Source organism: Bradyrhizobium sp. USDA 4452, assembly GCF_054063575.1.
The window spans coordinates 8,575,849-8,601,434 of record NZ_JBSSGK010000001.1 but is presented as its reverse complement, the minus strand read 5'-3'; the positions used below and the strand labels follow the sequence as shown (position 1 = coordinate 8,601,434).

The 25,586-nt window shown below is 64.4% G+C and carries 23 protein-coding genes and 2 pseudogenes; 3 read left to right on the top strand and 22 right to left on the bottom strand.

Annotation, left to right across the window (positions count from 1 at the left end; translation table 11 throughout):
• The first annotated feature begins 63 nt into the window (after positions 1 to 63).
• Both ACVISU_RS40870 and ACVISU_RS40865 read left to right on the top strand, forming a co-directional pair.
• Positions 64 to 1,098: a sugar ABC transporter substrate-binding protein gene (locus tag ACVISU_RS40870; protein WP_050402407.1), complete on the top strand. Its 1,035-nt coding sequence runs from the start codon at positions 64 to 66 to the stop codon at positions 1,096 to 1,098.
• Positions 1,099 to 1,107: 9 nt separating this feature from the next.
• Positions 1,108 to 2,610 carry a sugar ABC transporter ATP-binding protein gene (locus tag ACVISU_RS40865; RefSeq protein ID WP_456710704.1) on the top strand — a complete coding sequence of 501 codons (1,503 nt, stop codon included), beginning with the start codon at positions 1,108 to 1,110 and terminating at the stop codon, positions 2,608 to 2,610.
• Between the two features lie 12 nt (positions 2,611 to 2,622).
• Here ACVISU_RS40865 and ACVISU_RS40860 read toward each other — a convergent pair.
• Positions 2,623 to 3,338: pseudogene (locus ACVISU_RS40860) on the bottom strand (IS5 family transposase).
• A gap of 223 nt (positions 3,339 to 3,561) precedes the next feature.
• Here ACVISU_RS40860 and ACVISU_RS40855 point away from each other — a divergent pair.
• A complete protein-coding gene (locus tag ACVISU_RS40855; protein WP_456710703.1) occupies positions 3,562 to 4,596 on the top strand; it encodes an ABC transporter permease in 1,035 nt (344 codons plus the stop codon).
• Positions 4,597 to 4,744: 148 nt separating this feature from the next.
• On the opposite strand, the gene mtnK is transcribed toward ACVISU_RS40855, so the two are convergent.
• The 21 genes and pseudogenes from mtnK to ACVISU_RS40750 form a co-directional block, all read right to left on the bottom strand.
• Positions 4,745 to 6,049, bottom strand: coding sequence for an S-methyl-5-thioribose kinase (gene mtnK, locus ACVISU_RS40850; RefSeq protein WP_456710702.1), 1,305 nt, complete (start codon positions 6,047 to 6,049; stop codon positions 4,745 to 4,747).
• Between the two features lie 77 nt (positions 6,050 to 6,126).
• Positions 6,127 to 6,411 (bottom strand): DUF1467 family protein, encoded by a 285-nt coding sequence (locus ACVISU_RS40845; RefSeq protein ID WP_050402404.1) that lies wholly within the window; start codon positions 6,409 to 6,411, stop codon positions 6,127 to 6,129.
• Positions 6,412 to 6,415: 4 nt separating this feature from the next.
• A complete protein-coding gene (gene mce / locus ACVISU_RS40840; RefSeq protein ID WP_456710701.1) occupies positions 6,416 to 6,820 on the bottom strand; it encodes a methylmalonyl-CoA epimerase in 405 nt (134 codons plus the stop codon).
• A gap of 42 nt (positions 6,821 to 6,862) precedes the next feature.
• Complete coding sequence (locus tag ACVISU_RS40835; RefSeq protein ID WP_456710700.1) at positions 6,863 to 8,533, bottom strand: ribonuclease J; 1,671 nt, start codon at positions 8,531 to 8,533, stop codon at positions 6,863 to 6,865.
• Entirely contained in the window at positions 8,533 to 9,339 is an 807-nt protein-coding gene (locus tag ACVISU_RS40830; RefSeq protein WP_456710699.1) for a biotin--[acetyl-CoA-carboxylase] ligase, read from the bottom strand. Before ACVISU_RS40830 ends, ACVISU_RS40835 begins: the two co-directional genes overlap by 1 nt.
• Positions 9,340 to 9,398: 59 nt before the next feature.
• Positions 9,399 to 10,835, bottom strand: coding sequence for an NADH-quinone oxidoreductase subunit NuoN (nuoN, locus tag ACVISU_RS40825; RefSeq protein WP_456710698.1), 1,437 nt, complete (start codon positions 10,833 to 10,835; stop codon positions 9,399 to 9,401).
• Between the two features lie 10 nt (positions 10,836 to 10,845).
• Positions 10,846 to 12,360, bottom strand: a complete 1,515-nt coding sequence (locus tag ACVISU_RS40820; RefSeq protein WP_456710697.1) for an NADH-quinone oxidoreductase subunit M — start codon at positions 12,358 to 12,360, stop codon at positions 10,846 to 10,848.
• Positions 12,361 to 14,449: pseudogene (gene nuoL, locus ACVISU_RS40815) on the bottom strand (NADH-quinone oxidoreductase subunit L).
• Positions 14,450 to 14,457: 8 nt separating this feature from the next.
• Complete coding sequence (gene nuoK / locus ACVISU_RS40810; protein WP_016841823.1) at positions 14,458 to 14,766, bottom strand: NADH-quinone oxidoreductase subunit NuoK; 309 nt, start codon at positions 14,764 to 14,766, stop codon at positions 14,458 to 14,460.
• On the bottom strand, positions 14,763 to 15,401 hold the full coding sequence (locus tag ACVISU_RS40805) for an NADH-quinone oxidoreductase subunit J (RefSeq protein ID WP_050402397.1): 639 nt from the start codon (positions 15,399 to 15,401) through the stop codon (positions 14,763 to 14,765). The genes nuoK and ACVISU_RS40805 overlap by 4 nt, the downstream gene beginning before the upstream one ends.
• 9 nt (positions 15,402 to 15,410) lie before the next feature.
• A complete protein-coding gene (gene nuoI / locus ACVISU_RS40800) occupies positions 15,411 to 15,905 on the bottom strand; it encodes an NADH-quinone oxidoreductase subunit NuoI (protein ID WP_018271854.1) in 495 nt (164 codons plus the stop codon).
• A gap of 7 nt (positions 15,906 to 15,912) precedes the next feature.
• Positions 15,913 to 16,983 (bottom strand): NADH-quinone oxidoreductase subunit NuoH, encoded by a 1,071-nt coding sequence (nuoH, locus tag ACVISU_RS40795; protein ID WP_050402395.1) that lies wholly within the window; start codon positions 16,981 to 16,983, stop codon positions 15,913 to 15,915.
• 10 nt (positions 16,984 to 16,993) lie between these two features.
• On the bottom strand, positions 16,994 to 19,069 hold the full coding sequence (nuoG, locus tag ACVISU_RS40790) for an NADH-quinone oxidoreductase subunit NuoG (protein WP_456710696.1): 2,076 nt from the start codon (positions 19,067 to 19,069) through the stop codon (positions 16,994 to 16,996).
• 9 nt (positions 19,070 to 19,078) lie between these two features.
• Entirely contained in the window at positions 19,079 to 20,404 is a 1,326-nt protein-coding gene (gene nuoF / locus ACVISU_RS40785; protein ID WP_456710695.1) for an NADH-quinone oxidoreductase subunit NuoF, read from the bottom strand.
• 19 nt (positions 20,405 to 20,423) lie between these two features.
• On the bottom strand, positions 20,424 to 20,633 hold the full coding sequence (locus tag ACVISU_RS40780; RefSeq protein WP_456710694.1) for a hypothetical protein: 210 nt from the start codon (positions 20,631 to 20,633) through the stop codon (positions 20,424 to 20,426).
• Complete coding sequence (gene nuoE / locus ACVISU_RS40775) at positions 20,633 to 21,244, bottom strand: NADH-quinone oxidoreductase subunit NuoE (RefSeq protein WP_163153441.1); 612 nt, start codon at positions 21,242 to 21,244, stop codon at positions 20,633 to 20,635. The genes ACVISU_RS40780 and nuoE overlap by 1 nt, the downstream gene beginning before the upstream one ends.
• Before the next feature lie 41 nt (positions 21,245 to 21,285).
• The gene (locus tag ACVISU_RS40770; RefSeq protein ID WP_050402392.1) at positions 21,286 to 22,482 is read right to left on the bottom strand and encodes an NADH-quinone oxidoreductase subunit D; all 1,197 of its coding nucleotides are present in this window, start codon (positions 22,480 to 22,482) and stop codon (positions 21,286 to 21,288) included.
• Positions 22,479 to 23,096, bottom strand: coding sequence for an NADH-quinone oxidoreductase subunit C (locus ACVISU_RS40765; protein ID WP_456710693.1), 618 nt, complete (start codon positions 23,094 to 23,096; stop codon positions 22,479 to 22,481). The genes ACVISU_RS40770 and ACVISU_RS40765 overlap by 4 nt, the downstream gene beginning before the upstream one ends.
• 10 nt (positions 23,097 to 23,106) lie before the next feature.
• The gene (locus ACVISU_RS40760; protein ID WP_050402390.1) at positions 23,107 to 23,697 is read right to left on the bottom strand and encodes a NuoB/complex I 20 kDa subunit family protein; all 591 of its coding nucleotides are present in this window, start codon (positions 23,695 to 23,697) and stop codon (positions 23,107 to 23,109) included.
• Positions 23,688 to 24,053, bottom strand: coding sequence for an NADH-quinone oxidoreductase subunit A (locus ACVISU_RS40755; protein WP_018271860.1), 366 nt, complete (start codon positions 24,051 to 24,053; stop codon positions 23,688 to 23,690). The genes ACVISU_RS40760 and ACVISU_RS40755 overlap by 10 nt, the downstream gene beginning before the upstream one ends.
• 581 nt (positions 24,054 to 24,634) lie before the next feature.
• Positions 24,635 to 25,453 (bottom strand): alpha/beta fold hydrolase, encoded by an 819-nt coding sequence (locus tag ACVISU_RS40750; protein WP_456710692.1) that lies wholly within the window; start codon positions 25,451 to 25,453, stop codon positions 24,635 to 24,637.
• Between the last annotated feature and the right edge of the window lie 133 nt (positions 25,454 to 25,586).

The window sequence follows — 25,586 nt, the reverse complement described above, 5'->3', positions numbered from 1 at the left end:
TCCCTTTATCCGCGGCGCGTGCAACTGACGCCGACGGTCAGAAAAGCGAAGAGGGAGCAAACAATGGCAGACACGGACAAGGGGATGGACAAGGCGTCGACGACGCGGCGCGACCTTCTGCAGATGGCGGCGGCAGGCGGCGCTGCAGCCGGCCTGTTCGGCGGAATGGGCGTGACGTCCGCGCTCGCAGCCGAAACGGGACGTTCGGAAAAGCCGCTGAAGGCCGCATTCTCCAACGCCGGACTGCAGGCGACATGGTGCGCGCAGGGCAAACAGGCAGCCGAGTTCTGGGGCAAGCTGTTCAACGTCGAGGTGACCTGGTTCGACGGCCAACTCGACGCCGTCAAGCAGCGCGCCGCGATCGACAACATGGCCTCGCAAAAGTGGGACTTCGTCGCGATCCAGGCCTTCGGCATCGGCACGCTGACCCAGCCGGTGCAGAAGATGATCGATGCCGGCACCCCCGTGATCGACATGGACACGCTTATTGCTCCTCTCGATCAAATCAACGTCCATTCGTTCCTGGCGCCCGACAACGAGTTCATGGGCGCCTCGGTGACGCAGGCGCTGTGCAACGCGATCGGCGGCAAGGGCAAGGTCATCATGACCCAGGGCGCGCTCGGCCACACCGGCGCCCAGGGCCGCGCCAAGGGCTTCAACTCGGTCGTGAAGCAGTTCCCGAACATCGAGGTGCTGGATACCCAGCCCGCCGACTGGGACGTCTCCAAGACCGCCCGGCTCTGGGAAACCTACCTGACGAAGTATCCGCAGATCGACGCGGCGTTCTTCCACAATGACGACATGGCGCTCGCCGCCTACAACATCATGAAGGCGCGCAACCGCACCAACATCCTGATCGGCGGTGTCGACGCCATGCCGCCGGCGATCCAGGCGGTCAGCGAGGGCCGCATGTTCGCAACCGTCCGCAATCCGTCCTGCCGCATTCATGGCGGCGCGATCGTGGCCGGCGTCGCCGCCGTGGTCGGCGGCGAGAAGAGCGGCCAGGGCATTCCGAAGAACGTCGTGACCGACGGTCCCGTCGTGACCAAGGCCAACGCCGCCGGCATGCAATGGATGGAGGATCATTTCCTGATCTGAGCACCCCTCATGTCGCAGGGACGCTCCCCGATCCTCGAGTTGAGCCAGATCACGAAGGCCTTCGGCGGTGTCGAAGCCCTTCGTGGGGTCGACTTTGCGCTGCACGCCGGCGAGATCCATGGTCTCGTCGGCGAAAACGGCGCCGGCAAGAGCACGCTGATGAAGATCATCGCCGGCGTGCATCCGGAGTTCTCCGGCCGCTTCGTGCTCGACGGCAGGGAAACCCGGTTCCGCTCCACCCGCGATGCCCACGCCGCCGGCATCGGCATGGTGCATCAGGAGCTCAGCGTCGCGCCCGATCTCACTGTCGCGGAGAACGTATTTCTCGGCAACCAGCCGACCAACCGCCTCGGCTTCGTGCAATGGCGGCGGATGGCGCGCGAGGCCGGCGAGCAGCTCGCCCGGTTCGGCATCGACGTCGATCCGATGACACGGCTCGGCGACCTGCCGATCGGCCTGCAGCAGCTGATCGAGATCGCCCGCGTGCTGTTCTCCGGCGCGCGCATCATCATCCTCGACGAGCCGACCTCCGCCCTCTCCCCACCCGAGGTCGAACGCCTGTTCACGACGCTGCACAAGCTGCGTGACGATGGCACCAGCATCGTCTTCATCTCGCATTTCATCGAGGACATCCTGCGGGTCTCCGACGTGGTGACGGTGTTCCGAAACGGGCGGAAGATCGCCGAGACCGCGTCCGCTGATACCAGTAAAGGCGCGCTGATCGAGGCCATGATCGGCCGCGGCGGCGAGACGCTGGAGCACAGCTATACCGATGACCTGATGCTTCCGCAACCGGGTGGCGGCTCGACGGTCCTGAAGGTCGATCAGCTCTCGCTCGGCCGCACCCTGCAGGAGGTCTCGTTCGAGGCCCGCTCCGGCGAGGTGCTCGGCATCTACGGCTTCATGGGCTGCGGCCAGCTGGAGCTGTCGCGCATCCTGTTCGGCAAGCTGCGGCCGGATCGCGGCACGCTTGCGGTCGATGGCGCCGTGAAGACCTTCCGCAGCACCGCGGCGGCCCGGCGGGCCGGCGTCGCGCTGGTGCCGGAGAGCCGCCGCGCCATGCTGTTCCACCAGGAACCGGTATACAAGAACATCTCGATCAGCATCCTCGAGCGGATCTCGGCGCTGCTGCTCAAGCCGGTGCGCGAGCGCGCCATCGCCCAGCGCCAGGTCGAGCAGTTGCAGATCCGGCCGCCAGTGGTCGGCCTCGATCTCGGCATGCTCTCCGGCGGCAACCAGCAGAAAGTGGCATTGGCGAAATGGCTGACCTACCCGCCGCGCCTGCTGGTATTGTGCGAGCCGACCCGCGGCATGGATGTCGGCGCCAAGAACGACGTGATCAACATCGTACGCGATCTCCGCGCCAAGGGACTGGCGATCATCGTGCTGTCGACCGAGCCGGAAACGGTGCTGTCGCTGGCCGACCGGATCCTGGTGCTCAAGCGGGGCGCGGTGGTGCGCGAATTCGCGGCCGAAGCGGTCAGCAAGGATCGGCTGCTGGAAGCGGCCTAGGTGGTGTGGACACTAGCGCATCCATAGAACAATGGCAGCGAGAGTGACGACGGCCCGGTAATTCCGGGCCGTTTTTTCGAAGCGGGTTGCGACACGTCGGAACTGCTTGAGCTTTGAGAAGCAGCATTCGACGAGATGACGCTGGGCGTAGAGATGCTTGTCGAGTGGGTATTTGAGCGCGCGTGACGGGTTGTTGGGAATGACGGCGAGCGCGCCTTTGGCGGCGATAGCTTGGCGCAAGTGATCGGCGTCATAGGCGGCGTCGGCCATGACGACCTCGGCGGACAAGCCTTCGATCAATGCGGCGGCTTGCGGTGCATCGCCCTTCTGACCCGCGGTCAGCGTGAACCGCACCGGACATCCCAAGCCTCGAACGGCCAGATGTATCTTGGTGCTCAGGCCCCCGCGCGAGCGGCCGATCGCCTGATCTTCAGACCCCCTTTTTTGGCGCCGGCAGCGTGCTGATGCGCCCGAACGATGGTGGAATCGACGATCAGATATTCGAAGTCCGGATCATCGGACATCGCCTCGAAGATCCGCCACCAAACACCCTTGATGCTCCATCGGCTGAAGCGCCGGAACACGCTGTTCCAATCGCCGAAGACCTCCGGGAGATCGCGCCAGGGAGACCCCGTACGCACGATCCACAGCACTCCTTCAACGAACATTCGGTTGTCGCGCCCGGTCGAGCCCTTCTGATCCGGGCGCCCTATGATCAACGGCGCCATCCGCTTCCACGCCGCGTCGCTCAATACCAAACGGTCCATCACACCCAAGGCGGCCTCCCCAAAAGCAGCCTTGAATCTGATTTGCTCCTAAAAGGGAATCCTTAGAGTCCACACCACCTAGAGCATGATCCGGAAAAGTGCGAAGCGTTTTTCCGAGAAGATCATGCGCAAACAAATGGAGAAAGCGCGATGACCGGCTCATCGCGCTTGATGGAGTGGAATGATGGCTAGCAGTGACAGCGCGACGAGCCCAGCCGATCACAAGCGGCCGCGCGGGCTGGCGCCGTTCCTGCGCTCGCAGATGCGCAACATCGCGCCGTTCCTGACGCTGATCTTCCTCAGCGCCTTCTTCGCGATCGCGAGCCCGTCGTTTGCGACCATCGACAATGTCGGCAACATCCTGACGCAGGTGTCGGTCACCGGCATCATCGCCGTCGGCCTCACTTTCGTGATCCTGTGTGCCGAGATCGACCTGTCGATCGCCAGCATCGCCAACGTGACAGGCATTGCGGTGGCCTATTTCACGCTGCAGGAATCCTACGTCAACATCGCCAACGTCCCGATGCCGGGCATCATCGCGATTCTGCTGGCGCTGGCGCTCTGTGCGCTGCTCGGCCTGGTCAACGCGCTTGGGTTGACCATGATCGGCATCCCCTCCTTCATCATGACACTCGCCATGATGCAGATCGCCGCCGGCGTCTCGGCGCTCCTGGTGCGCGGCCAGATCGCCTACAAGGTGCCGGACCTGATCACGACGCTCGGCTCCGGCTCGATCGGCGGCATCCCCTGGATCGTGATCGTCGCCGCGCTGATGCTGCTCGGCGGCCATCTGGTGCTGACCTACACGCGTTTCGGCCGCTACGTCTACATGGTCGGCGGCAACCGCGAGGCCGCTGAATTTGCCGGCCTCAACGTCAAGCTGATCCTCGGCAGTGTGATGGTGATCTCGGCGGTCTGCTCCGGGATCGGCGGCATGCTCGGCGTCGCCCATTTCGGCAGCGCGCAGCAGAACGAGTTCGACACCTATCTGCTCGATTCCATCGCGGCCGTGGTGGTCGGCGGCACCAGTCTGTTCGGCGGCCGCGGCGGCATCGGCAACACCATCGTCGGCCTGTTCGTGCTCGGCGTGCTCAACAACGGTCTCGACCACGTCAACATCGACAGCTTCCTGAAAATCCTGATCCGCGGCCTGATCCTGCTCGCGGCGCTGATCATCAACGTCTACGCGCAGCGGCTGCGCGAGCAGGCGGCGGAGTGATGATTGAGCCGAGCACGCTCTCTGCTCTCGTCGCCCCGGCGAAGGACGACGGCGAGTGTGTTGCGCCGTCTGTCATACGTCCGGCGCCTTCAGGTACGCAATTGCGGACCGGGAAATGACCACGGGCGGTGGCGCGGCCTGCCTCAACCTACCTGGCGAAATCCGGCTGCCAGTGGCGCAGTTCGCGCGCGGCGTAGGTGACTGTGCCGATCGTGGTGTAGGACGCCGCCTCCAGCATCATGTTGCGCGCGAGCTTAAGGGCCCGCGCCTCGCAGATCGCGCGCTGCTTCTCGTCCGCAATCCACTCGAAGTCGATATTGTGTGCGAGACCAAGGATGCGCCGGATGGTCTTGGCCGCGGCGAAACCGACGGTGTCCTCGAACAGCCGCGCCATGTAGGCCTGCCGTTCAGCTTCCAGCCGCGCCGCGCCCGCCTCGCCCGCGAACAGCGACACCGGATAGCCGTCACCCTTCGCCTCGTTGCGCCACAGCGCGACAAACTTGCGCGAAAATTCGCTCCAGACGCCCTCGATGGTTTCCAGCAGCCAGGCCTCGAATGACGCGCGCTCGCCCAGCGTGCGCTCATGGCCGGCGGAGGCCAGATAGGCCATCAGGAGGTTACCGATGACGGCACCGATGTCGAACCCCATCGGGCCGTAGAAGGCGAATTCGGGATCGATCACCTTGGTCTGGCGCTCGGTGACCATGATCGAGCCGGTGTGCAGGTCGCCGTGCAGCAGCGCCTCGGGACTCGCCATGAATTTCAGCTTGAGCCTGGAGATAGCGACATGGAGGTCGATATCCTCGCGGAACGCCGCCGCCGTTGCGTCGAGATACGGCGCGGTCCAGCGGTTCTGCTCGGCGATACGGTAGGGATCGGTGAAGATCAGATCCTCGGTGATCTTGCGCAGCGCGTGGTTACCGGCGAAATCGGCGATTCCCTGCTTCTTCTCCGCGGCCGAGCACGCGAGATCGGACGTGAAGAACAGCGTCTGCGCCAGGAAGGTCGTGATATCCTCGACAAAGCGTGGGTAACGCGTGGCGCCGATCAGGCCCTTGCGCATGATGATGTGCGGCTCGAGCAACTCCATCGCGGTGAGCGCGAGCGGCGCGTCGTGATGCAGCACCGCCGGTACGAGTTTCGGCGCCAGCCGCGCCTGATGCACCAGCGCCAGATGCTCGTAGTGAGCCCGCGACAACGGCAGCGGCCAGCTCTCGCCGACCAGCCGCACATAGGGCAGCGCCTGCTTGACCGCGATGCCGCCGCTGCTGCCCTTGACGATGAAGACGAGGTTGAGATTGCCATCACCGACCTCGCTGATCGACCAGTCGGCAGGAGCGCCACCGAGTTGCGAGACGATGGCCGGAAGTCCTACGAGATAGTCCCGCAGATCGGCCTCACGCAAAATCCGATATGCGCTCGGCCCGAAGGCTGGCTGCGCCTGCAGGTTCATCCTTGTCTCCTCCACTTGTTTGTGAGGTGAGGTTGATCCTCAGTCCCGCTCTGCACCGGTCCGGGCGCCTTCTCCCGTCAGTTGTGAAACTCCGGCATCCCCATCAGCTTCGACAGCCGCTCGATCGAGAGATAGCCGGCGTAATAGGCCCACATCGCAATTGCGAAGATCACGGCCGAGATCAGCGTGGTCCACAACAGCTTGCGGCCCATCCGCGCCAGGATCGGGGCGCCGGGGTCGGTGCCGGGCGCACTGACGCCGTCCTCGTGCTGGCTGCGTATGCCGAACGGCAGTGTCAGGAACAGCACGAGCCACCAAAGGACGAAGTAGATCGCAAGCCCTGTGGAGATTTGGTACGCCATGGCCTCAGGCCTGTTCGATTTCGACCAACGCGCCGGAAAAGTCCTTGGGGTGGAAGAACAGCACCGGCTTGCCATGCGCGCCGATCTTCGGCTGGCCGTCGCCGAGCACGCGCGCCCCCTCGGCGATCATGCGGTCGCGGGCGGCGATGATGTCGGGCACATCGTAGCAGACATGGTGGATGCCACCGTCGGCGTTGCGCTCGACGAATTTTGCGATCGGCGAGGCTTCGCCGAGCGGCTCGATGAACTCGATCTTGGTGTTGGGCAGCGTCACGAACACGGTGATAACGCCGTGTTCCGGCAGCGGTACGGCTTCGGAAATCTTGGCGTTGAAGGCGGTGCCGTAGATCTTGGCGGCCTTCTTGGCGTCCTTGACCGCGATCGCGACGTGATTGAGCCGGCCCAGCATATCTCTCTCCCTTTGTCGTCGCGCACGCCTTGAAGGCGTGTATCAGACCGTCAGTACGTGCACGACACAGATCGGCTTCTTGCCCCACTGTTCGTTCAGCGTGGCCCGCACTGCGCGGCGCACCGATTCCCCCAGTGCATCCGGATCGCGACGCCGCGGCTTCGGCAGGCCCTCGATCGTCGATACCACGACATCGAACACGATGTCGTCGAGCAATTCGCCCGCGGCATTGTTCTCCGGCATGCCGACCAGATCAACCTCGGGATCGTCGACCAGTTCGCCCTGCGCGGTCATGGCGATGGCGACGAAGGCACAGCCGGCAAAACCCATCCGCCGTCGCTCGACCACGGCGCGCGACTTGGAGTCCTCAAGGATGGTTCCGTCCTTGTAGAGCCGGCCCGACGGCACTTCGCCGACGATACCAGGATCGCCGGGCCCGAGCTTGACCAGGTCGCCGTTGCGGCAGGTCAGGACTTTCGGGACACCCGCGGCGCGCGCCAGCTTGGCATGCTCGGAAAGATGCAGCGCCTCGCCGTGCACGGGGATCAGGAGCTGCGGCCGCACCCAGGAGATCATGTCGCGCAGCTCGTCGCGGCGTGGATGGCCAGAGACATGCACCAGATGCTCGCGGTCGGTGATGATTTCGACGCCCTGCGTCACCAACCCGTTGATGATGCCGCCGACCGCCTTCTCGTTGCCGGGAATGGTGCGGGACGAGAAGATCACGGTGTCGCCCTTGTTCAGGGTGACCTGCGGGTGATCGTTATTGGCGATCCTTGCCAGCGCGGCGCGGGGCTCGCCCTGGCTGCCGGTGCACAGCGCCAGCACCTTGTCGGGCGGGAAATGGCCGTAATAGTCGGTGCTGCGGAACTTGTGCGAGCCGTCGAGATAGCCGCATTCGCGCGCGACCTGCACCACCCGCTCCATGGCGCGGCCGACCACGACCACCTCGCGATCGGCGGCATTGGCGGCATCCGCCACAGCCCTCACGCGGGCGACATTGGAGGCGAAGGTGGTGACCGCGACCCGGCCCTTGGCCGCCTTGACCAGCTTCTTGATGGTGGCGGCAACCTCGGTCTCGGAGGGCGATCGCCCGTCGCGCACTGCGTTGGTGGAATCGCCGACCAGCGCCAGCACGCCTTCGTCGCCAAGCTCGCGCAGCCGCCGCTCGTCGGTCGGCAGGCCGATGATCGGGGTCGGATCGATCTTCCAGTCGCCGGTATGCAGCACGGTGCCGACGTCGGTCTTGATCGCGAGCGCATGCGATTCCGGAATCGAATGCGCGACCGGAATGAACTCGACATTGAACGGGCCGATATCGACCCGTCCGCCCGATGGGATCACCGTGACCGGGATTTTCGGCGGATTGCGCTCGGCGGCGCATTTGGCCTCGAACAGCGCCGCGCTGAACTGGGTCGCGTAGATCTTGCAGCCGAGCTTCGGCCAGAGATCGATGATGGCGCCGAAATGATCCTCATGGGCGTGCGTCAGCACCAGGCCCATCAGATTGTTGCGCTCCTTCTCCAGGAAGCGGACATCCGGCATGATCAGGTCGATGCCCGGCAGATGCTCCTCGTCGCCAAAGGAGACACCGAGATCGACCGCGAGGAACGAGCGCTGGTGGCGGTTGCCGAGGCCATAGATCGACAAATTCATGCCGATCTCGCCGACGCCGCCGAGCGGTGCAAAGGTGAGCTCGTCAGGTCGCGCCATCAGTTCGCCCTCACTGAGGCTGCGGTACCGAAATAGACCTCACCGGCCGTCACGGGCATGCGCTCGCCGCTCGCGGTGCGGACGATCAGGCAGCCGGTGTCGTCGATGGTATCGAAGGTGCCTTCGAGGGTCGCGCTACCGGTCTGGACCGCGACCTTGTCGCCTAGCCCGGCGGCACGCTCCAACCACAACCTGCGGATCTCGGGGAAGCCGCGGCCATCGTCCCAGATGCCGCGAAACTCGACCCAGGCGTCCGACAGCGCGGCAAACAGCTCTTCCGCGCTGATCTGGATGCCGAGCCCGGCGAGCGATACTGCCGGCGTCGGTGTCCCCTCGGGGGCTGCGACGACATTGGTGCCGATGCCGACGACGACCGCCAGCCGGTTCTCCAACGCCTCGGCCTCCAGCAGGATGCCCGAGAGCTTCTTGCCGTTGGCCAGCACGTCGTTCGGCCATTTCAGGGTGAATTTCGGACTGTCCGGCCCGAGCCGCAGTGCCGCCTCGACGCTGACCTTTTGCAGCGCGGCCTCGAGCGACAGCCCGGCAGCAAAGCCGAGCGTTGCCGCCACCGCCGGCGGAACATCCGTCACCTCGAGAATACTGCTGGCGAGGTTGCCGCGCGGCGCGACCCAGACCCGCTGCCGCCGGCCGCGGCCCGCGGTCTGCTCCGGCGTCACGAACCACATCGGTCCCTGCTCGCCGTCGCGGGCGCGCAGCATCGCCTCGGCATTGGTCGAGCCGATCTGGTCGAAGGCGGCGAGCCGATAGCCCGCCGCAATGGCCCGGGGTCCGAGCGTGAAGGTCATGTCGAACTTATGCGCATGATTGGTTCCGAAAGCCAGCCTCGTGTTTTCGGAACCATGCGCTAGAACAACGACTTCGCCGCCGCCGTGGCCACGCTGACCAGCGGGCCTGGATAGGCGAAGTAGAAGATGTTGAAGATGCCGGCGACCGCCAGCACGGTGCGCAGCTCGACCCGGACCGGATCGAGCTTGCCGAGCGGCTGGTCGAAATACATCACCTTGACGATCGACAGATAGTAGAACGCGCCCACCACGCTGGTCAGCACGCCGATCACGGCGAGCGTGAACAAATTGGCCTTGATCGCGGCCACGAACACGTACCACTTGCCGAAGAAGCCGGCGAGCGGCGGCACGCCGGCCAGCGAGAACAGCAGCATCGCGAACACGAAGGCGATCAGCGGGTTGGTGCGCGACAGCCCGGCGAAATCGCCGATCTGCTCCAGCGCCACGCCGTTGCGCTTCATGGCGAGGATGATCGAGAACGACCCGAGCGTCATCGCGACATAGATCGCGATGTAGATCAGGACGCCCTGCGCGCCCTCGACGGTGCCGGCGGCAAGGCCGACCAGCGCAAAGCCCATATGGCCGATCGAGGAATAGGCCATCAGGCGCTTGATGTTGGTCTGGCCGATCGCGGCGAACGAGCCCAGCGCCATCGAGGCGATCGCCACGAACACCAGGATCTGCTGCCACTGGGTGACGATGCCCGGGAATGCGGTCAGCGTCGCACGGGTGAACACAGCGAGCGCCGCCACCTTCGGAGCGGAGGCGAAGAAGGCGGTCACTGGGGTCGGCGCGCCCTCATAGACGTCGGGCGTCCACATGTGGAACGGCACCGCCGAGACTTTGAAGCAGAGGCCGGCGAGCAGGAACACCAGGCCGAATACGATGCCGATGCTGCCTGATGTCGCCGCCGCCGCGATGCCGGCGAAGCTGACGGTGCCGGTGAAGCCGTAGATCAGCGAGGCGCCGTAGAGCAGCATGCCCGACGACAGCGCGCCGAGCACGAAATATTTCAGGCCGGCTTCGCTCGACTTGGCATTGTCGCGCTGGCTGGCGGCGACGACGTAGAGCGCAAGGCTCATCAGCTCGAGGCCAAGGTAGAGCGAGATCAGGTCGCCGGCCGAGATCAGCACCATCATGCCGAGCGTCGACAGCAGCACCAGGATCGAGAACTCGAAGTTGCGGGTCGATGGCTGCGACAGGTACTCGGTCGACAGGATCAGCGTTGCCGCCGAGGCGATCAAGGCGAGGATCTTCAGGAAGCGGGCGAAGTCATCGACGATGAAGCTGCCGCCGAAGGTGACGAGCTTGCCGGCCGGCAGCCAGAGCTCCAGCACGCCGGTCAGGACCAGCAGGCACACCGCGAGCGCAGTGATCAGCCGGGTCGTCCCCTGCCCGCGATAGGCTCCGATCATCAACAGCACCATGGCGCCGACCGCGAGCACCAGCTCCGGCAGCACCGGCTGCAACTGATAACCTGCACTGGAAAAGCTCATGACGAGGGCCTTACTGGACGGTCAGCGCGGCTGCCTTCACGGCAGTCACGGCGGTTTGGTAATTGTTGACGAGCTGCTGCACCGAGGCCGCCGACATGTCGAGCACCGGCTTCGGATAGACGCCGAACAGGATGGTCAGCGCGATCAGCGGGAACAGCGTCACGCATTCGCGGAAGGTCAGATCCTTGATCGACATCAGCGACGGCTTGACCAGCGCGCCGAACACCACCTTGCGGTAGAGCCACAGCGCGTAGCAGGCCGACAGGATCACGCCCGTGGTAGCGAAGAACGCCGTCGGCAGCGAGATCTTGAAGGTACCAAGCAAGGTCATGAACTCGCCGACGAAGCCGCTCGTGCCCGGGAGACCGACATTGGCCATGGTGAACACCATGAAGGTCATCGCATAGAGCGGCATCCGGTTGACGAGACCGCCATAGGCGGCGATCTCGCGGGTGTGCATGCGGTCGTACACAATGCCGACGCAGAGGAACAGCGCGCCGGAGACGATGCCGTGCGAGACCATCTGGAACATGCCGCCGGCGACGCCCTGCGTGGTCACCGCGAAGATGCCCATGGTGACGAAGCCCATATGCGCTACCGAGGAGTATGCGATCAGCTTCTTCATGTCCTCCTGCATCATCGCCACCAGCGAGGTGTAGATGATGGCGATGACGGACAGCGTGAACACGAACGGCGCGAAATCGTGCGAGGCCAGCGGGAACATCGGCAGCGAGAAGCGCAGGAAACCGTAACCGCCCATCTTCAAGAGGATCGCGGCCAGGATCACCGAGCCCGCCGTCGGCGCCTCGACATGCGCGTCCGGCAACCAGGTGTGCACCGGCCACATCGGCATCTTCACCGCGAACGAGGCAAAGAACGCCAGCCACGCCCAGGTCTGCATCGAGCGCGGCACCGCGGTGTGCATCAGGGTCGGGATGTCGGTGGTGCCGGCGTTCCAGTACAGCGCCATGATGGCGAGCAGCATCAAGACCGAGCCGAGGAACGTATAAAGGAAGAACTTGAACGACGCGTAGACCCGGCGCGGACCGCCCCAGACGCCGATGATCAGGAACATCGGGATCAGGCCGCCCTCGAAGAACAGATAGAACAGCACGAGGTCGAGCGCCGAGAAGGTGCCGATCATCAGCGTTTCCAGGATCAGGAACGCCATCATGTATTCGCCGACACGCTGCGTCACCGACCTCCAGCTCGCGATGATGCAGAGCGGCATGATCGCGGTGGTCAGGATGAGCAGCGGCAGCGAGATGCCGTCGACGCCCATGTGATAAGTGATGCCGGTTGCGAGCCAGGACGTCTTCTCGACGAACTGGAAGTCGGTCGAGCCCGGATCGAAGCGCGCGACCAGGATCAGCGACACCGCGAAGGTGATCAGCGTGGTCCACAGCGCGATCCAGCGCGCGGTGCGGTTGGCGGCGTCGTCGCCTCCCCGCGCCAGCAGGTAGACCAGGATCGCGCCGACCGCCGGCAGGAAGGTCGTGACCGAAAGGATGGGCCAGGTTGTCATTTACTGGCCTCCCAAGCCGAACATGAACCAGGTGATCAATCCGGCAGCTCCGATCAGCATCGCGAATGCGTAGTGATAGAGGTAGCCGGTCTGTAGCTTCACGACGTTGCGGGTGACGTCGAGCACGCGAGCGGAAACGCCGTCGGGACCAAAGCCGTCGATGACGAAGCCGTCGCCCTTCTTCCACAGCGTATAGCCGAGCCACTTCGCCGGGCGCACGAAGATCCAGTCGTACAGCTCGTCGAAGTACCATTTGTTGAGCAGGAACTGGTACAGCATCGGCTGCTGGTTCGCGAGCTCGACCGGAAGATACGGCCGCGCATAGTAGAAGATGTAGGCGACGGCGAAGCCTAGCACCATCATGACGAACGGCAGCTGGCCCAGCAGGAACGGCATATGTTCCATATCCTCTAGGATATGAGGATTCATCTTCACCGACTCGCGGAAGAACTCCTCAACGCCGTGCGGGCTGGCAAACACTTCCTTGAACGGAAAACCAGAGAGGATCGAGCCGGCGGCGAGCACACCGATCGGCACCAGCATCCAGACCGGACTTTCGTGCGCAGCGTCGTAGTGTTTCTGATCGTGCGGCTCACCAAAGAACGTCTTGAAGATCAGTCGCCAGGAATAGAACGAGGTCAAGCCGGCGGCCGCGATCGTCAGAAGATACGCATAGACCGCAATCGGATTGTGCGAAGCGTAGGCAGCTTCAATGATCGCATCTTTCGAGAAGAAGCCCGCAAAACCTGGCACACCAGTGAGCGCCATCGTGCCGATACACATCACCGCGAAGGTGTACGGGATCTTGCGCCACAGGCCGCCCATGTTGCGGATGTCCTGCTCGTGGTGCATCGCGTAGATCACCGAGCCGGAGCCCAGGAACAGCAGCGCCTTGAAGAAGGCGTGCGTGAACAGATGGAACATGCCGACCGAATAGGCCCCTGCTCCCATCGCCACGAACATGTAGCCGAGCTGCGAACAGGTCGAATAGGCGACGATGCGCTTGATGTCGTTCTGCACTAGGCCGATCGTCGCCGCGAAGAATGCCGTGGTCGCGCCGAAGAACATCACCACCGCCTGCGCGGTCGGTGACAGCTCGAACAGCGGCGACAGCCGCGCCACCATGAAGACGCCCGGCGGTGACCATGGTCGCCGCGTGGATCAGCGCCGACACCGGGGTCGGGCCTTCCATCGCGTCCGGCAACCAGGTGTGCAGCAGGAACTGGGCCGACTTCCCCATCGCGCCCATGAACAGGAACAGACAGGTCAGGGTCAGCGCGTCAGGGTGCCAGCCGAAGAAGTCGATGGTCTTGCCGGTCAGCCCGGGTGCGGCGTGAAAGATAGTCTCGAAATCGGTCGAGCCGACCAGCGCGAAGATCGCGAAGATGCCGAGCGCGAAGCCGAAGTCGCCGACGCGGTTGACCACGAACGCCTTGATCGCCGCCGCATTCGCCGACGGCTTCTGGTACCAGAAGCCGATCAGCAGGTAGCTCGCCAGACCCACGCCCTCCCAGCCGAAGAACAGCTGCACGAGGTTGTCCGAGGTCACCAGCATCAGCATCGCGAAGGTGAACAGCGAGAGATAGCCGAAGAAGCGCGGTCGGTTCGGGTCCTCGTCCATGTAGCCGATGGAGTAGAGGTGGACGAGCGCGGACACGGTGTTGACCACGACCAGCATCACCGCGGTCAGGGTGTCGACCCGCAGCGTCCAGGCCACCTGCAGGTCGCCCGAGGTGATCCAGGGCAGCAGCACGACGCGTGCGTCATGGTGCATGAAGCCGACATCGACCAGCGTGAACCAGGACAGTGCCGCCGAGACGAACAGCAGGCCCGTGGTGATCAGCTCGGCCACCCGCGATCCGGCCGCCGCCGGCTCGGAGACGTGATGGTCGTCATGACCGTGATCATCGTGGCCGTGGTCGTCGTGGGCCGTCGACGCATGAGCGTCAAAAGCATGGGCGTCGCCATGCGCGTCGTCGTGGTGGTCGACGGTATCGCCGCTCGGGCAACGCGCATGCGCACCGACCAGCGAGATGATGCCTGCAAGGATGGCGCCCAGCAGCGGCAGGAATACGATTGCCTGTATCATTTGCCGGACTAGCCCTTCATCAGATTGACGTCTTCAACCGCGATCGAACCGCGGTTGCGGAAATACACCACCAGCACGGCGAGGCCGATCGCGGCCTCGGCCGCGGCCACCGTCAGCACCAGCAGCGCGAACACCTGGCCGACGATGTCGCCGAGGAAGGTCGAGAACGCCACCAGGTTGATGTTGACCGAGAGCAGGATCAGCTCGATCGACATCAGGATGACGATGATGTTCTTGCGGTTGAGAAAGATGCCGAGGATCCCGAGCGTGAACAGGATCGCGGCGACCGCCAAATAGTGCCCCAGCCCGATCGTCATTTCACCCACTCCGCCGCATCGGCATCCTGCAGGCCCTGCCCTGACGCCACCTTGCGCATCGCCATCGCCATCTCGGGCGTGCGCGCGTTCTGCACGTTGATGTTCTGCCGCTTGACGTTGGCCTTGTGGCGCAGCGTCAGCACGATGGCGCCGATCATCGCGACCAGCAGCACCATGCCGGCGAGCTGGAAGTAATGGATGTACTTCGTATAGAGCACGAGGCCGAGCGCCTCGGTGTTGCTGACATTGGTAGGGATCGCCGCCGTGATCGTCTTGGTGACCTGCGGGTTGATCACCCAGGCGCCGACCACCAGCAGCAGCTCGAACAGGAAGATGCCGCCGATCACGATGCCGATCGGCAGGTACTGCATGAAGCCCTCGCGCAGTTCGACGAAGTCGACGTCGAGCATCATGATCACGAACAGGAACAGCACCGCGACGGCGCCGACATAGACCACGATCAGCATCATCCCGAGGAACTCGGCGCCCATCAGGATGAACAGCCCCGAGGCATTGACGAACGCCAGGATCAGGAACAGCACGGAGTGCACGGGATTGCGCGAGACGATCACCATGACCGCCGAGGCCACGCAGACCGCGGCAAACAGATAGAAGAACAGCGCCGGAAGGATCATGCCCTCACCTCACCGGTACGGCGCGTCGAGCGCGATCGACTTCGCAATCTCGCGCTCCCAGCGGTCGCCGTTGGCGAGCAGCTTCGCCTTGTCATAGTAGAGTTCCTCGCGGGTCTCGGTCGCGAATTCGAAATTCGGTCCCTCGACGATGGCGTCAACCGGGCACGCCTCCTGGCACAGCCCGCAATAGATGCACTTCACCATGTCGATGTCGTAGCGCACCGTACGGCGGGTGCCGTCGTTGCGGCGCGGGCCGGCCTCGATCGTGATCGCCTGCGCCGGGCAGATCGCCTCGCACAGCTTGCAGGCGATGCAGCGCTCTTCGCCGTTCGGATAGCGGCGCAGCGCGTGCTCGCCGCGGAAGCGCGGCGAGATCGGCCCCTTCTCGAACGGATAGTTCAGCGTCGGCTTCGGCTGGAAGAAATAGCGCATCGCCAGGAAGAACGCCGAGACGAATTCCGAGAGCAGAAGCGAGCGGGCTGTTGCGTTGACATTGACACTCATGACGGCCTCACTTCGGCGCGATGCCGGCGAACTGCAGCACGCCGGCCACGATCACCACCATCGCCAGCGACAGCGGCAGGAACACCTTCCAGCCGAGCCGCATCAGTTGATCGTAGCGGTAGCGCGGCACGATCGCCTTCGCCATCGCGAACATGAAGAACATGAAGAACACCTTGAGGGCGAACCAGACGATGCCCGGAATCCAGGTGAACGGCGGCAAATTGACCGGCGGCAGCCAGCCGCCCAGGAACAGGATCGAGGCCAGCGCGCACATCGTGGTGATCGCGACATACTCGCCGAGCATGAACAGCAGATACGGAGTCGAGCCATATTCGGTCATGAAGCCGGCGACCAGTTCGGATTCCGCTTCGACCAGGTCGAACGGCGGACGGTTGGTTTCCGCCAGCGCCGAGACGTAGAACACCACGAACATCGGGAACAGCGGCCACACATACCAGTTGAGGATGGTGAGCTGCGGCAGGCCGATCAGGTGCGCGAGCCCGCGGGTGTTCTGGGCCTCGACCACCGCCGACAGGTTCAGCGAGCCGACGCAGAGCAGCACGGTGATGATGACGAAGCCGATCGAGACCTCATAGGACACCATCTGCGCCGCCGAGCGCAGCGCGGCCAGGAACGGGTACTTCGAGTTCGACGACCAGCCGGCCATGATGATGCCGTAGATCGACAGCGACGAGATCGCGAAGATGTAGAGAATGCCGACATTGATGTCGGAGATCACCCAGCCGAGATCGAACGGGATCACGGCCCAGGCGGCCAGCGCCAGGATGCACGAGACCAAAGGCGCGAGCAGGAACACGCCCTTGTTGGAGCCGGACGGAATCACCGGCTCCTTCAGCACGAATTTGAGAAGGTCGGCGAAGGATTGCAGCAATCCGAACGGGCCGACCACGTTGGGGCCGCGCCGGATCTGCACCGCCGCCCAGATCTTGCGGTCGGCGAGCAGGATGTAGGCGATCGCGATCAGCAGCACGACGAGCAGCAACAGGCTTTCCGCGACCATGACGATCAGCGGCCAGAGGAAGCCGGTCCAGAACGCGCTTGCGAAGAATTCAGCCATCAGGTCACGCTCACTCCGCTGCCGTCAGCATTCGGCCCGACGCCAGCCGCGAGCATTCCGCCATCACGGCAGAGGCCCGCGCGATCGGGTTGGTCAGATAGAAATCCTCGACGGTCGGCTTGAATGCCGCCTTGTCGACGCTGCCGCCCTTGCCGGCCAGCGCCTTGACGTCGTCGGCCGTGCCGGCCTCGATCTGGTCGAGCCGCATCAGATGCGGATAGGTCTTGAACATCGCCTGGCGCAGCGCCTGCAACGAGTCGAACGGCAGCTTCTTGCCGAGCACGTCGGACAGCGCGCGGATGATCGCCCAGTCCTCGCGGGCTTCGCCCGGCGGGAATGCGGCACGGTTGGCGATCTGCGCCCGGCCCTCGGTGTTGACGTAGATGCCGGACTTCTCGGTATAGGCGGCGCCCGGCAGGATCACGTCGGCGCGGTGCGCGCCCTTGTCGCCATGGGTGCCGATATAGACGACGAAGGTGCCGTCCGGCGCCTTGATCTCGTCGGCGCCGAGCAGGAACAGCACGTCGAGCGTGCCGAAAGTCGTCATCTGCGCCGTGGTCAGGCCGCCGGCCGCAGGCGAGAAGCCGATATCGAGCGCGCCGGCCCGCGAAGCCGTATCCTGAAGCACGGCAAAGCCGTTCCAGCCGTCCTTGAGCGCTCCGACGTCGACGGCGAGCTTGGCTGCCTGCGCCAGCACCGCCGCGCCGTCATGCCTGGTGTAGACACCGGCGCCGACCAGGATGATCGGGTTCTTGGCATTCTTCAGCACGTCGGCAAAGGAGTGCTTGCCCGCGACGAGATCGGCGAGCGTGTCGGTGCCCGCGCCGAGATAGTCGTGCTCATAGGTGAAATCGGCCTTGGCGCCGATCATGCCGACCTTGAGCCCGCCGGTGCGCCAGCGCTTGCGGATCCGCGCGTTCAGCACCGCGGCTTCCTTGCGCGGATGCGAGCCGATGATCAGGATCGCGTCGGCCTGGTCGATGCCGGCAATGGTCGGGTTGAAGATGTAAGAGCCGCGGCCGGCCTTGGCGTCGAACGCGTCGCCGCCCTGCACTGCCAGATTGACCGAACCGAACGCAGCGAGCAGCTCCTTCAGCGCATACATCTCGTCGACCGCGGCGAGATCGCCCGCGATCGCGCCGATCCGCTTGCCGTCGGTGCTGCCGGCCTTGGCGGCGATGGCAGCAAAGGCCTCCTGCCAGGTCGCAGGCCTGAGCTGGCCGTTCTCGCGCACATAGGGCCGGTCGAGGCGCTGCGTGCGCAGGCCGTCGACGACGTGGCGGGTCTTGTCGGAAATCCACTCCTCGTTCACCGCCTCGTTGATGCGCGGCAGGATGCGCATCACCTCGCGGCCGCGGGTGTCGACCCGGATGGCGGATCCGACGCCGTCCATGACGTCGACCGACTGGGTCTTGCCGAGTTCCCAGGGCCGCGCCGCAAAGGCATAGGGCTTCGAGGTCAGCGCACCGACCGGGCAGATATCGACGAGATTGCCTTGCAGCTCCGAGCTCAGCGCCTGTTCGAGATAGGTGGTGATCTCCATGTCCTCGCCGCGGCCGGTCGCGCCCATTTCCGGCGCGCCGCAGACTTCGGCGGAGAAGCGGACGCAGCGCGTGCACTGGATGCAGCGGTTCATCGAGGTCTTGACCAGCGCACCGAGATACTTGTCCTCGACCGCGCGCTTGTTCTCGGCGAAACGGCTGGTGTCGACGCCGTAACCCATCGCCTGGTCCTGCAGGTCGCACTCGCCGCCCTGGTCGCAGATCGGGCAGTCCAGCGGATGGTTGATCAGCAGGAATTCCATCACGCCTTCGCGCGCCTTCTTGACCATCGGCGAACGCGTCGAGATCTCCGGCGGCTCGCCCTTCGGCCCCGGACGGCAGTCGCGCACGGCCCAGGCGCAGCTCGCGACCGGCTTCGGGCCGCCCTTCACCTCGACCAGGCACATCCGGCAATTGCCGGCGATCGACAACCGCTCGTGATAGCAGAAGCGCGGAATCTCGGCGCCTGCCGCCTCGCACGCCTGCAGCAGCGTGTGCTCCGGCGGCACATCGATCTCTTTGCCATCGACGATGATCTTGCTCATGTCTCTTCTCTACTCCGCCGCGACCATGTGGACGGGATCACGAACGCCCTGATCGTCGAGATCGGCTTTGTGCGAATACTGATCGATGCGCTCTTCAATCTCGTGACGGAAATGCGCAATCAGACCCTGGATCGGCCACGCCGCAGCGTCGCCGAGTGCGCAGATGGTGTGGCCCTCGACCTGCTTGGTGACCTCGAGCAGCATGTCGATCTCGCGCTTGTGGGCGCGGCCCTCGGCCATGCGAGTCAGGACGCGCCACATCCACCCCGTGCCCTCGCGGCACGGCGTGCACTGGCCGCAGCTCTCATGCTTGTAGAAATAGGAGATGCGCGCGATCGCCCGGATCAGGTCGGTCGACTTGTCCATCACGATCACGGCCGCGGTGCCGAGGCCCGAGCGCAGCTTGCTCAGGCTATCGAAATCCATCGGCGTGTCGATGATCTGATCGGCCGGCACCATACGCACCGACGAGCCGCCGGGGATCACCGCCTTCAGATTGTCCCAGCCGCCGCGAATGCCGCCGCAATGCTTCTCGATCAGCTCGCGGAACGGAATCCCCATCGCCTCTTCGACGTTGCAGGGCCGCTCGACGTGGCCGGAAATGCAGAACAGCTTGGTGCCGACATTGTTCGGCCGGCCGATGGCGGCGAACCAGGCGGCGCCGCGGCGCAGGATGTCGGGCGCAACCGCGATCGACTCGACGTTGTTCACGGTGGTCGGGCAGCCATAGAGGCCGACATTGGCCGGGAACGGCGGCTTCAGCCGCGGCTGGCCCTTCTTGCCCTCGAGGCTCTCGAGCAGCGCGGTTTCCTCGCCGCAGATATAGGCGCCGGCGCCGTGCGCGACATAGATGTCGAACGGCCAGCCGTTGATATTGTCCTTGCCGACCAGCTTGGCCTCATAGGCCTGGTCGATCGCCGCCTGCAGCCGCTCGCGCTCGCGGATGAACTCGCCACGGATATAGACGTAGCAGGCATGTGCGCCCATCGCGAAGCTCGCGAGCAGGCAGCCTTCGACCAGCAGATGCGGGTCGTGCCGCATGATCTCGCGGTCCTTGCAGGTTCCGGGCTCCGACTCGTCGGCATTGACGACGAGATAGCTCGGACGGCCGTCCTTGGATTCCTTCGGCATGAAGGACCACTTCATGCCGGTCGGGAAGCCTGCGCCGCCGCGGCCGCGCAGGCCCGAGGCCTTCATCTCATTGATGATCCAGTCGCGGCCCTTGTCGATGATCCCTTTGGTGCCATCCCAGGCGCCTCGTCGGCGCGCGCCCTCGAGGCCCCAATCATGCAGGCCGTAGAGGTTCTTGAAGATGCGGTCCTTGTCGCTGAGCATGCTCAAAACTTTCCGAACATCACCGATTGGCTTGCGAATATGCGAGCCCGGCGGCACAGCCGCCGAACACGATGGCCCACAACAGGCTGGATTCCAGCGTCGCGCTCAGGCCGTAACGTTGCAGCAGGAACATGAAGCCCGCCGCGACGGCGGTGTGCAGCGCGATCGTGCGCCAAGCCTTCATCGCGCCCCTCCCCGTCCCGTTCGCCTGCACCTGAAAGCCCCGCATCAGGTGGTTTCCTTCAGCGTCGTCGGCCCGCCTGCGGGCGCCGAGAACTGACGGTCGGTCTGCGGGCCGGGCTTCGGCGGATTGCCGGCGGCAAAGCCGTCGAGCACCTTGCCGAAGCTTTCCTTGGTCAGGTCCTCATAGGTGTCCTTCCAGATCAGCACCATCGGCGCGTTCACGCAGGCGCCGAGACACTCGACCTCTTCCCAGGAGAAGTTGCCGTCCTTCGACAGCTGGAAGGGATCGTGATGGATACGATGCTGGCAGACCTCGATCAGGTCGGCAGCGCCGCGCAACCGGCACGGCGTGGTGCCGCAAACCTGGACATGGGCCTTCTTGCCGACCGGCGAGAGCTGGAACATGGTGTAGAAGGTCGCGATCTCCAGCATTCGGATATGCGGCATCTCGAGCAGGTCGGCGACGGCGCGGATCGCAGCTTCCGAGACCCAACCGTCATGCTGCTCCTGCACGCGCCACAGAATCGCGATCGCCGCCGAGGCCTGACGGCCCGGCGGATATTTCTCGATCTGCTTCTTGGCCCAGGCCAGGTTCTCGTCCGTGAACGTGAAGCTCGCGGGCTGCAATTCCTTCGGGGCAAGGCGGCGGACGGACATCGATCAAACTCTCATTGCGCGCGGTGCGGATGCGGACATCATCACCGGTCGACCTCGCCGAACACGATGTCCAGCGAGCCAAGGATGGCGGAAACGTCGGCCAACAGATGGCCCTTGCAGATGTGATCCATCGCCTGCAGATGGGCGAAACCCGGCGCGCGGATCTTGCACTTGTATGGCTTGTTGGTCCCGTCTGCGACGAGATAGACGCCGAACTCGCCCTTCGGCGCCTCGACCGCGGCGTAGACCTCACCGGCCGGCACGTGGACGCCTTCGGTGTAGAGCTTGAAGTGATGGATCAGCGCTTCCATCGAGCGCTTCATCTCACCACGGCGCGGCGGCGCGATCTTGTTGTCCTCGACCACGACCGGGCCCTGCCCGTCCGGCGCCTTCAGCTTCTGCACGCACTGCTTCATGATGCGCACCGACTGGCGCATCTCCTCCATGCGGATCAGGTAGCGGTCGAAGCAGTCGCCGTTCTTGCCGATCGGAATGTCGAAATCCATCTCGGCGTAGCACTCGTAGGGCTGCGACTTGCGCAGGTCCCAGGCCGCGCCCGAGCCGCGCACCATCACGCCGGAGAAGCCCCACTCCCAGGCTTCCTTGAGCGGCACCACGCCGATATCGACGTTGCGCTGCTTGAAGATGCGGTTGCCGGTCAGCAGCCGATCGAGATCGTCGACGACCTTGAGGAACGGATCGCACCATGCCTCGATGTCGTCGATCAGCTTCGGCGGCAGGTCCTGGTGCACGCCCCCGACGCGGAAGAACGCCGCGTGCATGCGCGAACCCGAGGCGCGCTCGTAAAACACCATCAGCTTTTCGCGCTCTTCGAAGCCCCACAGCGGCGGGGTCAGCGCGCCGACGTCCATCGCCTGCGTGGTTACGTTGAGCAGATGCGACAGGATGCGGCCAATCTCGCAATACAGCACGCGGATCAATTGGCCACGGCGCGGCACCGTGATGCCGAGCAGTTTTTCCGCCGCGAGGCAGAACGCATGCTCCTGGTTCATCGGCGCGACGTAGTCGAGGCGGTCGAAATACGGAATCGCCTGCAGATAGGTCTTGTGCTCGATCAGCTTCTCGGTGCCGCGGTGAAGCAGGCCGATATGCGGATCGACGCGCTCGACGACTTCGCCGTCGAGCTCCAGCACGAGGCGAAGCACGCCGTGCGCCGCCGGATGCTGCGGACCAAAGTTGATGGTGAAGTTACGAAGATCTTGCGGTTGCTCGTTCATGGCTTCGGCTCCGCCTTGGCCTTCTCGTCACCGGGAAGCGGATAGTCCGCGCCTTCCCAGGGCGAGAGGAAATCGAACTTGCGGAATTCCTGGTTGAGCCGGACCGGCTCGTACAGCACCCGCTTTTCCTGGTCGTCGTAGCGAACCTCGACGAAGCCGGTGAGCGGGAAATCCTTGCGCAGCGGATGGCCATCGAAGCCGTAATCCGTCAGCAGGCGGCGCATGTCCGGATGCCCGGTGAAGATCACGCCGTAAAGGTCGTAGGTCTCGCGCTCGAACCAGTCGGCGCCGGGGAAGACGCCGATGATCGACGGCACCTGCGTGGTCTCGTCGGCCTGGCCGCGCACGCGGATGCGCGTGTTCAGCGTCGGCGACAGCAGGTGGTAGACGACATCGAAACGCTTCTCGCGGCTCGGATAGTCGACCGCGGTCACGTCGGTGATGCTGACGAAACGGCAGTTGGGATCGTCACGCAGAAACCTGACGACGTCCACGATTCTGCCAATCTCGACGTCGATAGTGAGTTGATTGAACGCGACCGAGTGCGCCGTGGCGGCGCCCGGAAGCGCGCTCACGATCGTCTGCCCAAGGGCGTCGAGCTTGCCGTCGTCCATGCCTGAAACCTTAGCGTTCGATGGTGCCGATACGGCGGATCTTCTTCTGCAGCAGCAGCACGCCGTAGAGCAGTGCCTCCGCCGTGGGCGGGCAGCCCGGCACATAGATGTCGATCGGCACGATGCGGTCGCAACCACGCACCACCGAGTACGAGTAGTGGTAGTAACCGCCGCCATTGGCGCACGAGCCCATCGAGATGACGTAGCGCGGCTCCGGCATCTGATCGTAGACCTTGCGCAGCGCCGGCGCCATCTTGTTGGTCAGCGTGCCCGCGACGATCATCACGTCGGACTGCCGCGGCGAAGCACGCGGCGCAAAGCCGAAGCGCTCGACGTCATAGCGCGGCATCGAGACCTGCATCATCTCGACCGCGCAGCAGGCGAGACCGAAGGTCATCCACATCAGCGAGCCGGTGCGCGCCCAGGTGATCAGATCATCGGCCGCCGCAACGAAGAAGCCCTTGTCGGACAGCTCGTGATTGACCTCGAGGAAAAACGGATCATTGGCGCCGACCGGCTTGCCGGTCGACGGATCGAGAATGCCTCTCGGAGCTTGCGCAATCGCCGGCTGCGAGGATGCGGCGGTGGGGCTCAATCCCATTCGAGCGCGCCTTTCTTCCATTCATACGCGAACCCGACCGTCAGCACGGCCAGGAACACCATCATCGACCAGAACCCGGTCGCCCCCAGTTTTCCGAACGCCACGGCCCAGGGGAACAGGAACGCCACTTCGAGATCGAAGATGATGAAGAGGATCGCCACCAGATAGAAGCGGACGTCGAACTTCATGCGGGCGTCGTCAAAAGCGTTGAATCCGCATTCATAGGCGGACAGCTTTTCCGGGTCCGGCGACTGGAACGCGACCAGGAACGGCGCGATCAGGAGCGCCAGCCCGATCAGGCTCGCGACTCCGATAAAGACCACAAGTGGGAGATAATTCTGCAGGATGCCGGTCATCGGCGAGGCCTTCTTGCTGCGGTTTCGGACGTGCCGCAGATTCGTTGATTGGAATTGTTCTTGAGGCTTTAGCGCAGCGCAACAGGGGGCGCAAGACAAGCAATTTTGACGCTTTTACCGTCCCTCCCGCGGGCTCTTTGCCGCATCAGGCGGAAGCGCTTGCCTCAACGGGAAACGCCGCGGCCGGCGTCTGGTGCCCTGCGCTTTCCCCATATCAGCTCAGCTCCCGCTCGGCAGCGAGCCATCCCGCGGCCGTTGCGGTCAGGCGGTCGAGGCGGCCGAGCAGCAGGTTTGGATCCCCCGAAGGTACCTGTTCCACCGCGCAAGACCCCTGGGGTGGCCATGGGACCGGAAGCAGGTCTGCCCGGCGTTCGTCGCGCAGAGTGCGGAGGACCGCAGTAGGCCAAAGATAGGAAATCGCCGGCCTTGGGCAATGGGATCGTCGCGGTCCGGACCCCACCCCGGTACAGGCGGCGCGGGGAGTGAATTGCCAAGCTGTGGCCGCCGATCAGCCTCAGCGGCAACGCAGCCGATATCCCCAGAAAAGTCCGCCGGTTTGACCGACGCCGCTAACGGGCCAGCTAGGCATCGATGAAGGCCGAGAGGTCGGCCAGCAGGCGGGCGCTGTGCGTCAGCGGCAAAGCGTGCGGCGCGCCTTCGTAGACCACGAGCCTGCTTCCGCTGATCAGGCTTGCCGTCTTCGCGCCGGTCAGCGCGAGCGGTGCGCTGGCATCCTGGTCGCCGTGCACGATCAGCGTCGGGCGATCGATAGCTTTGGCCGCGGCGCGCAGGTCGGCAGACGAAATGGTTTGGCGGCAGGCCAGCGCCACCGGCAACGGCACGCTCAGCATCATCTGCTTGATCCATGCCCGGGTGACCTCTGATGTGTCGGGCGTGAAGAAGGGCGCCTCGTTCTCGCCGATCCATTTCGGGAAATCCTGCGCGATCGCGGCATTTTGGGCATCGATCATCGGTCGCGGCACCGCGTCCGGATTATCCTCGGTCTGGACCAGACACGGCGTGGTCGGCGCCGCCAGGACCAGCCGCGCGACACGGCCTGAGCCATGGCGCGACAGATAGTTCACCGCCTCGATCGAGCCCATCGAATGCGCCACGATGGTGACGTCGTGCAGATCGTGCTGCTCGATCACGGCAGCGACGTCGTCGGTCAGCGTATCCAGATCGTATCCCTTCATCGGCAGGTCGGACCGGCCGTGGCCACGCCGGTCGGGCGCGACGCAGCGATAACCCTTCGCGTTCAGCGCCACGATCTGGCTGCCCCAGACGCTGGAATCGAACGTCCAGGCGGACAGCAGGAGCACCGGCTTGCCCGAGCCCCAATCCTGCACGAACAGTTTTGTGCCGTCGCTCGCGGTCGCACAAAGCGGTTGGCTGACCATGATATGTTTCCCTTCGCAGATCGACCGGCCACATCGCCGCCGATGCGCGACCATCGCAAAGGGAGATCGCACGCGCGATTACGCGTCAGGTAATCGTGCGCGTGACGTCAGGCTCGCCGAAGCGGAAAGGGCT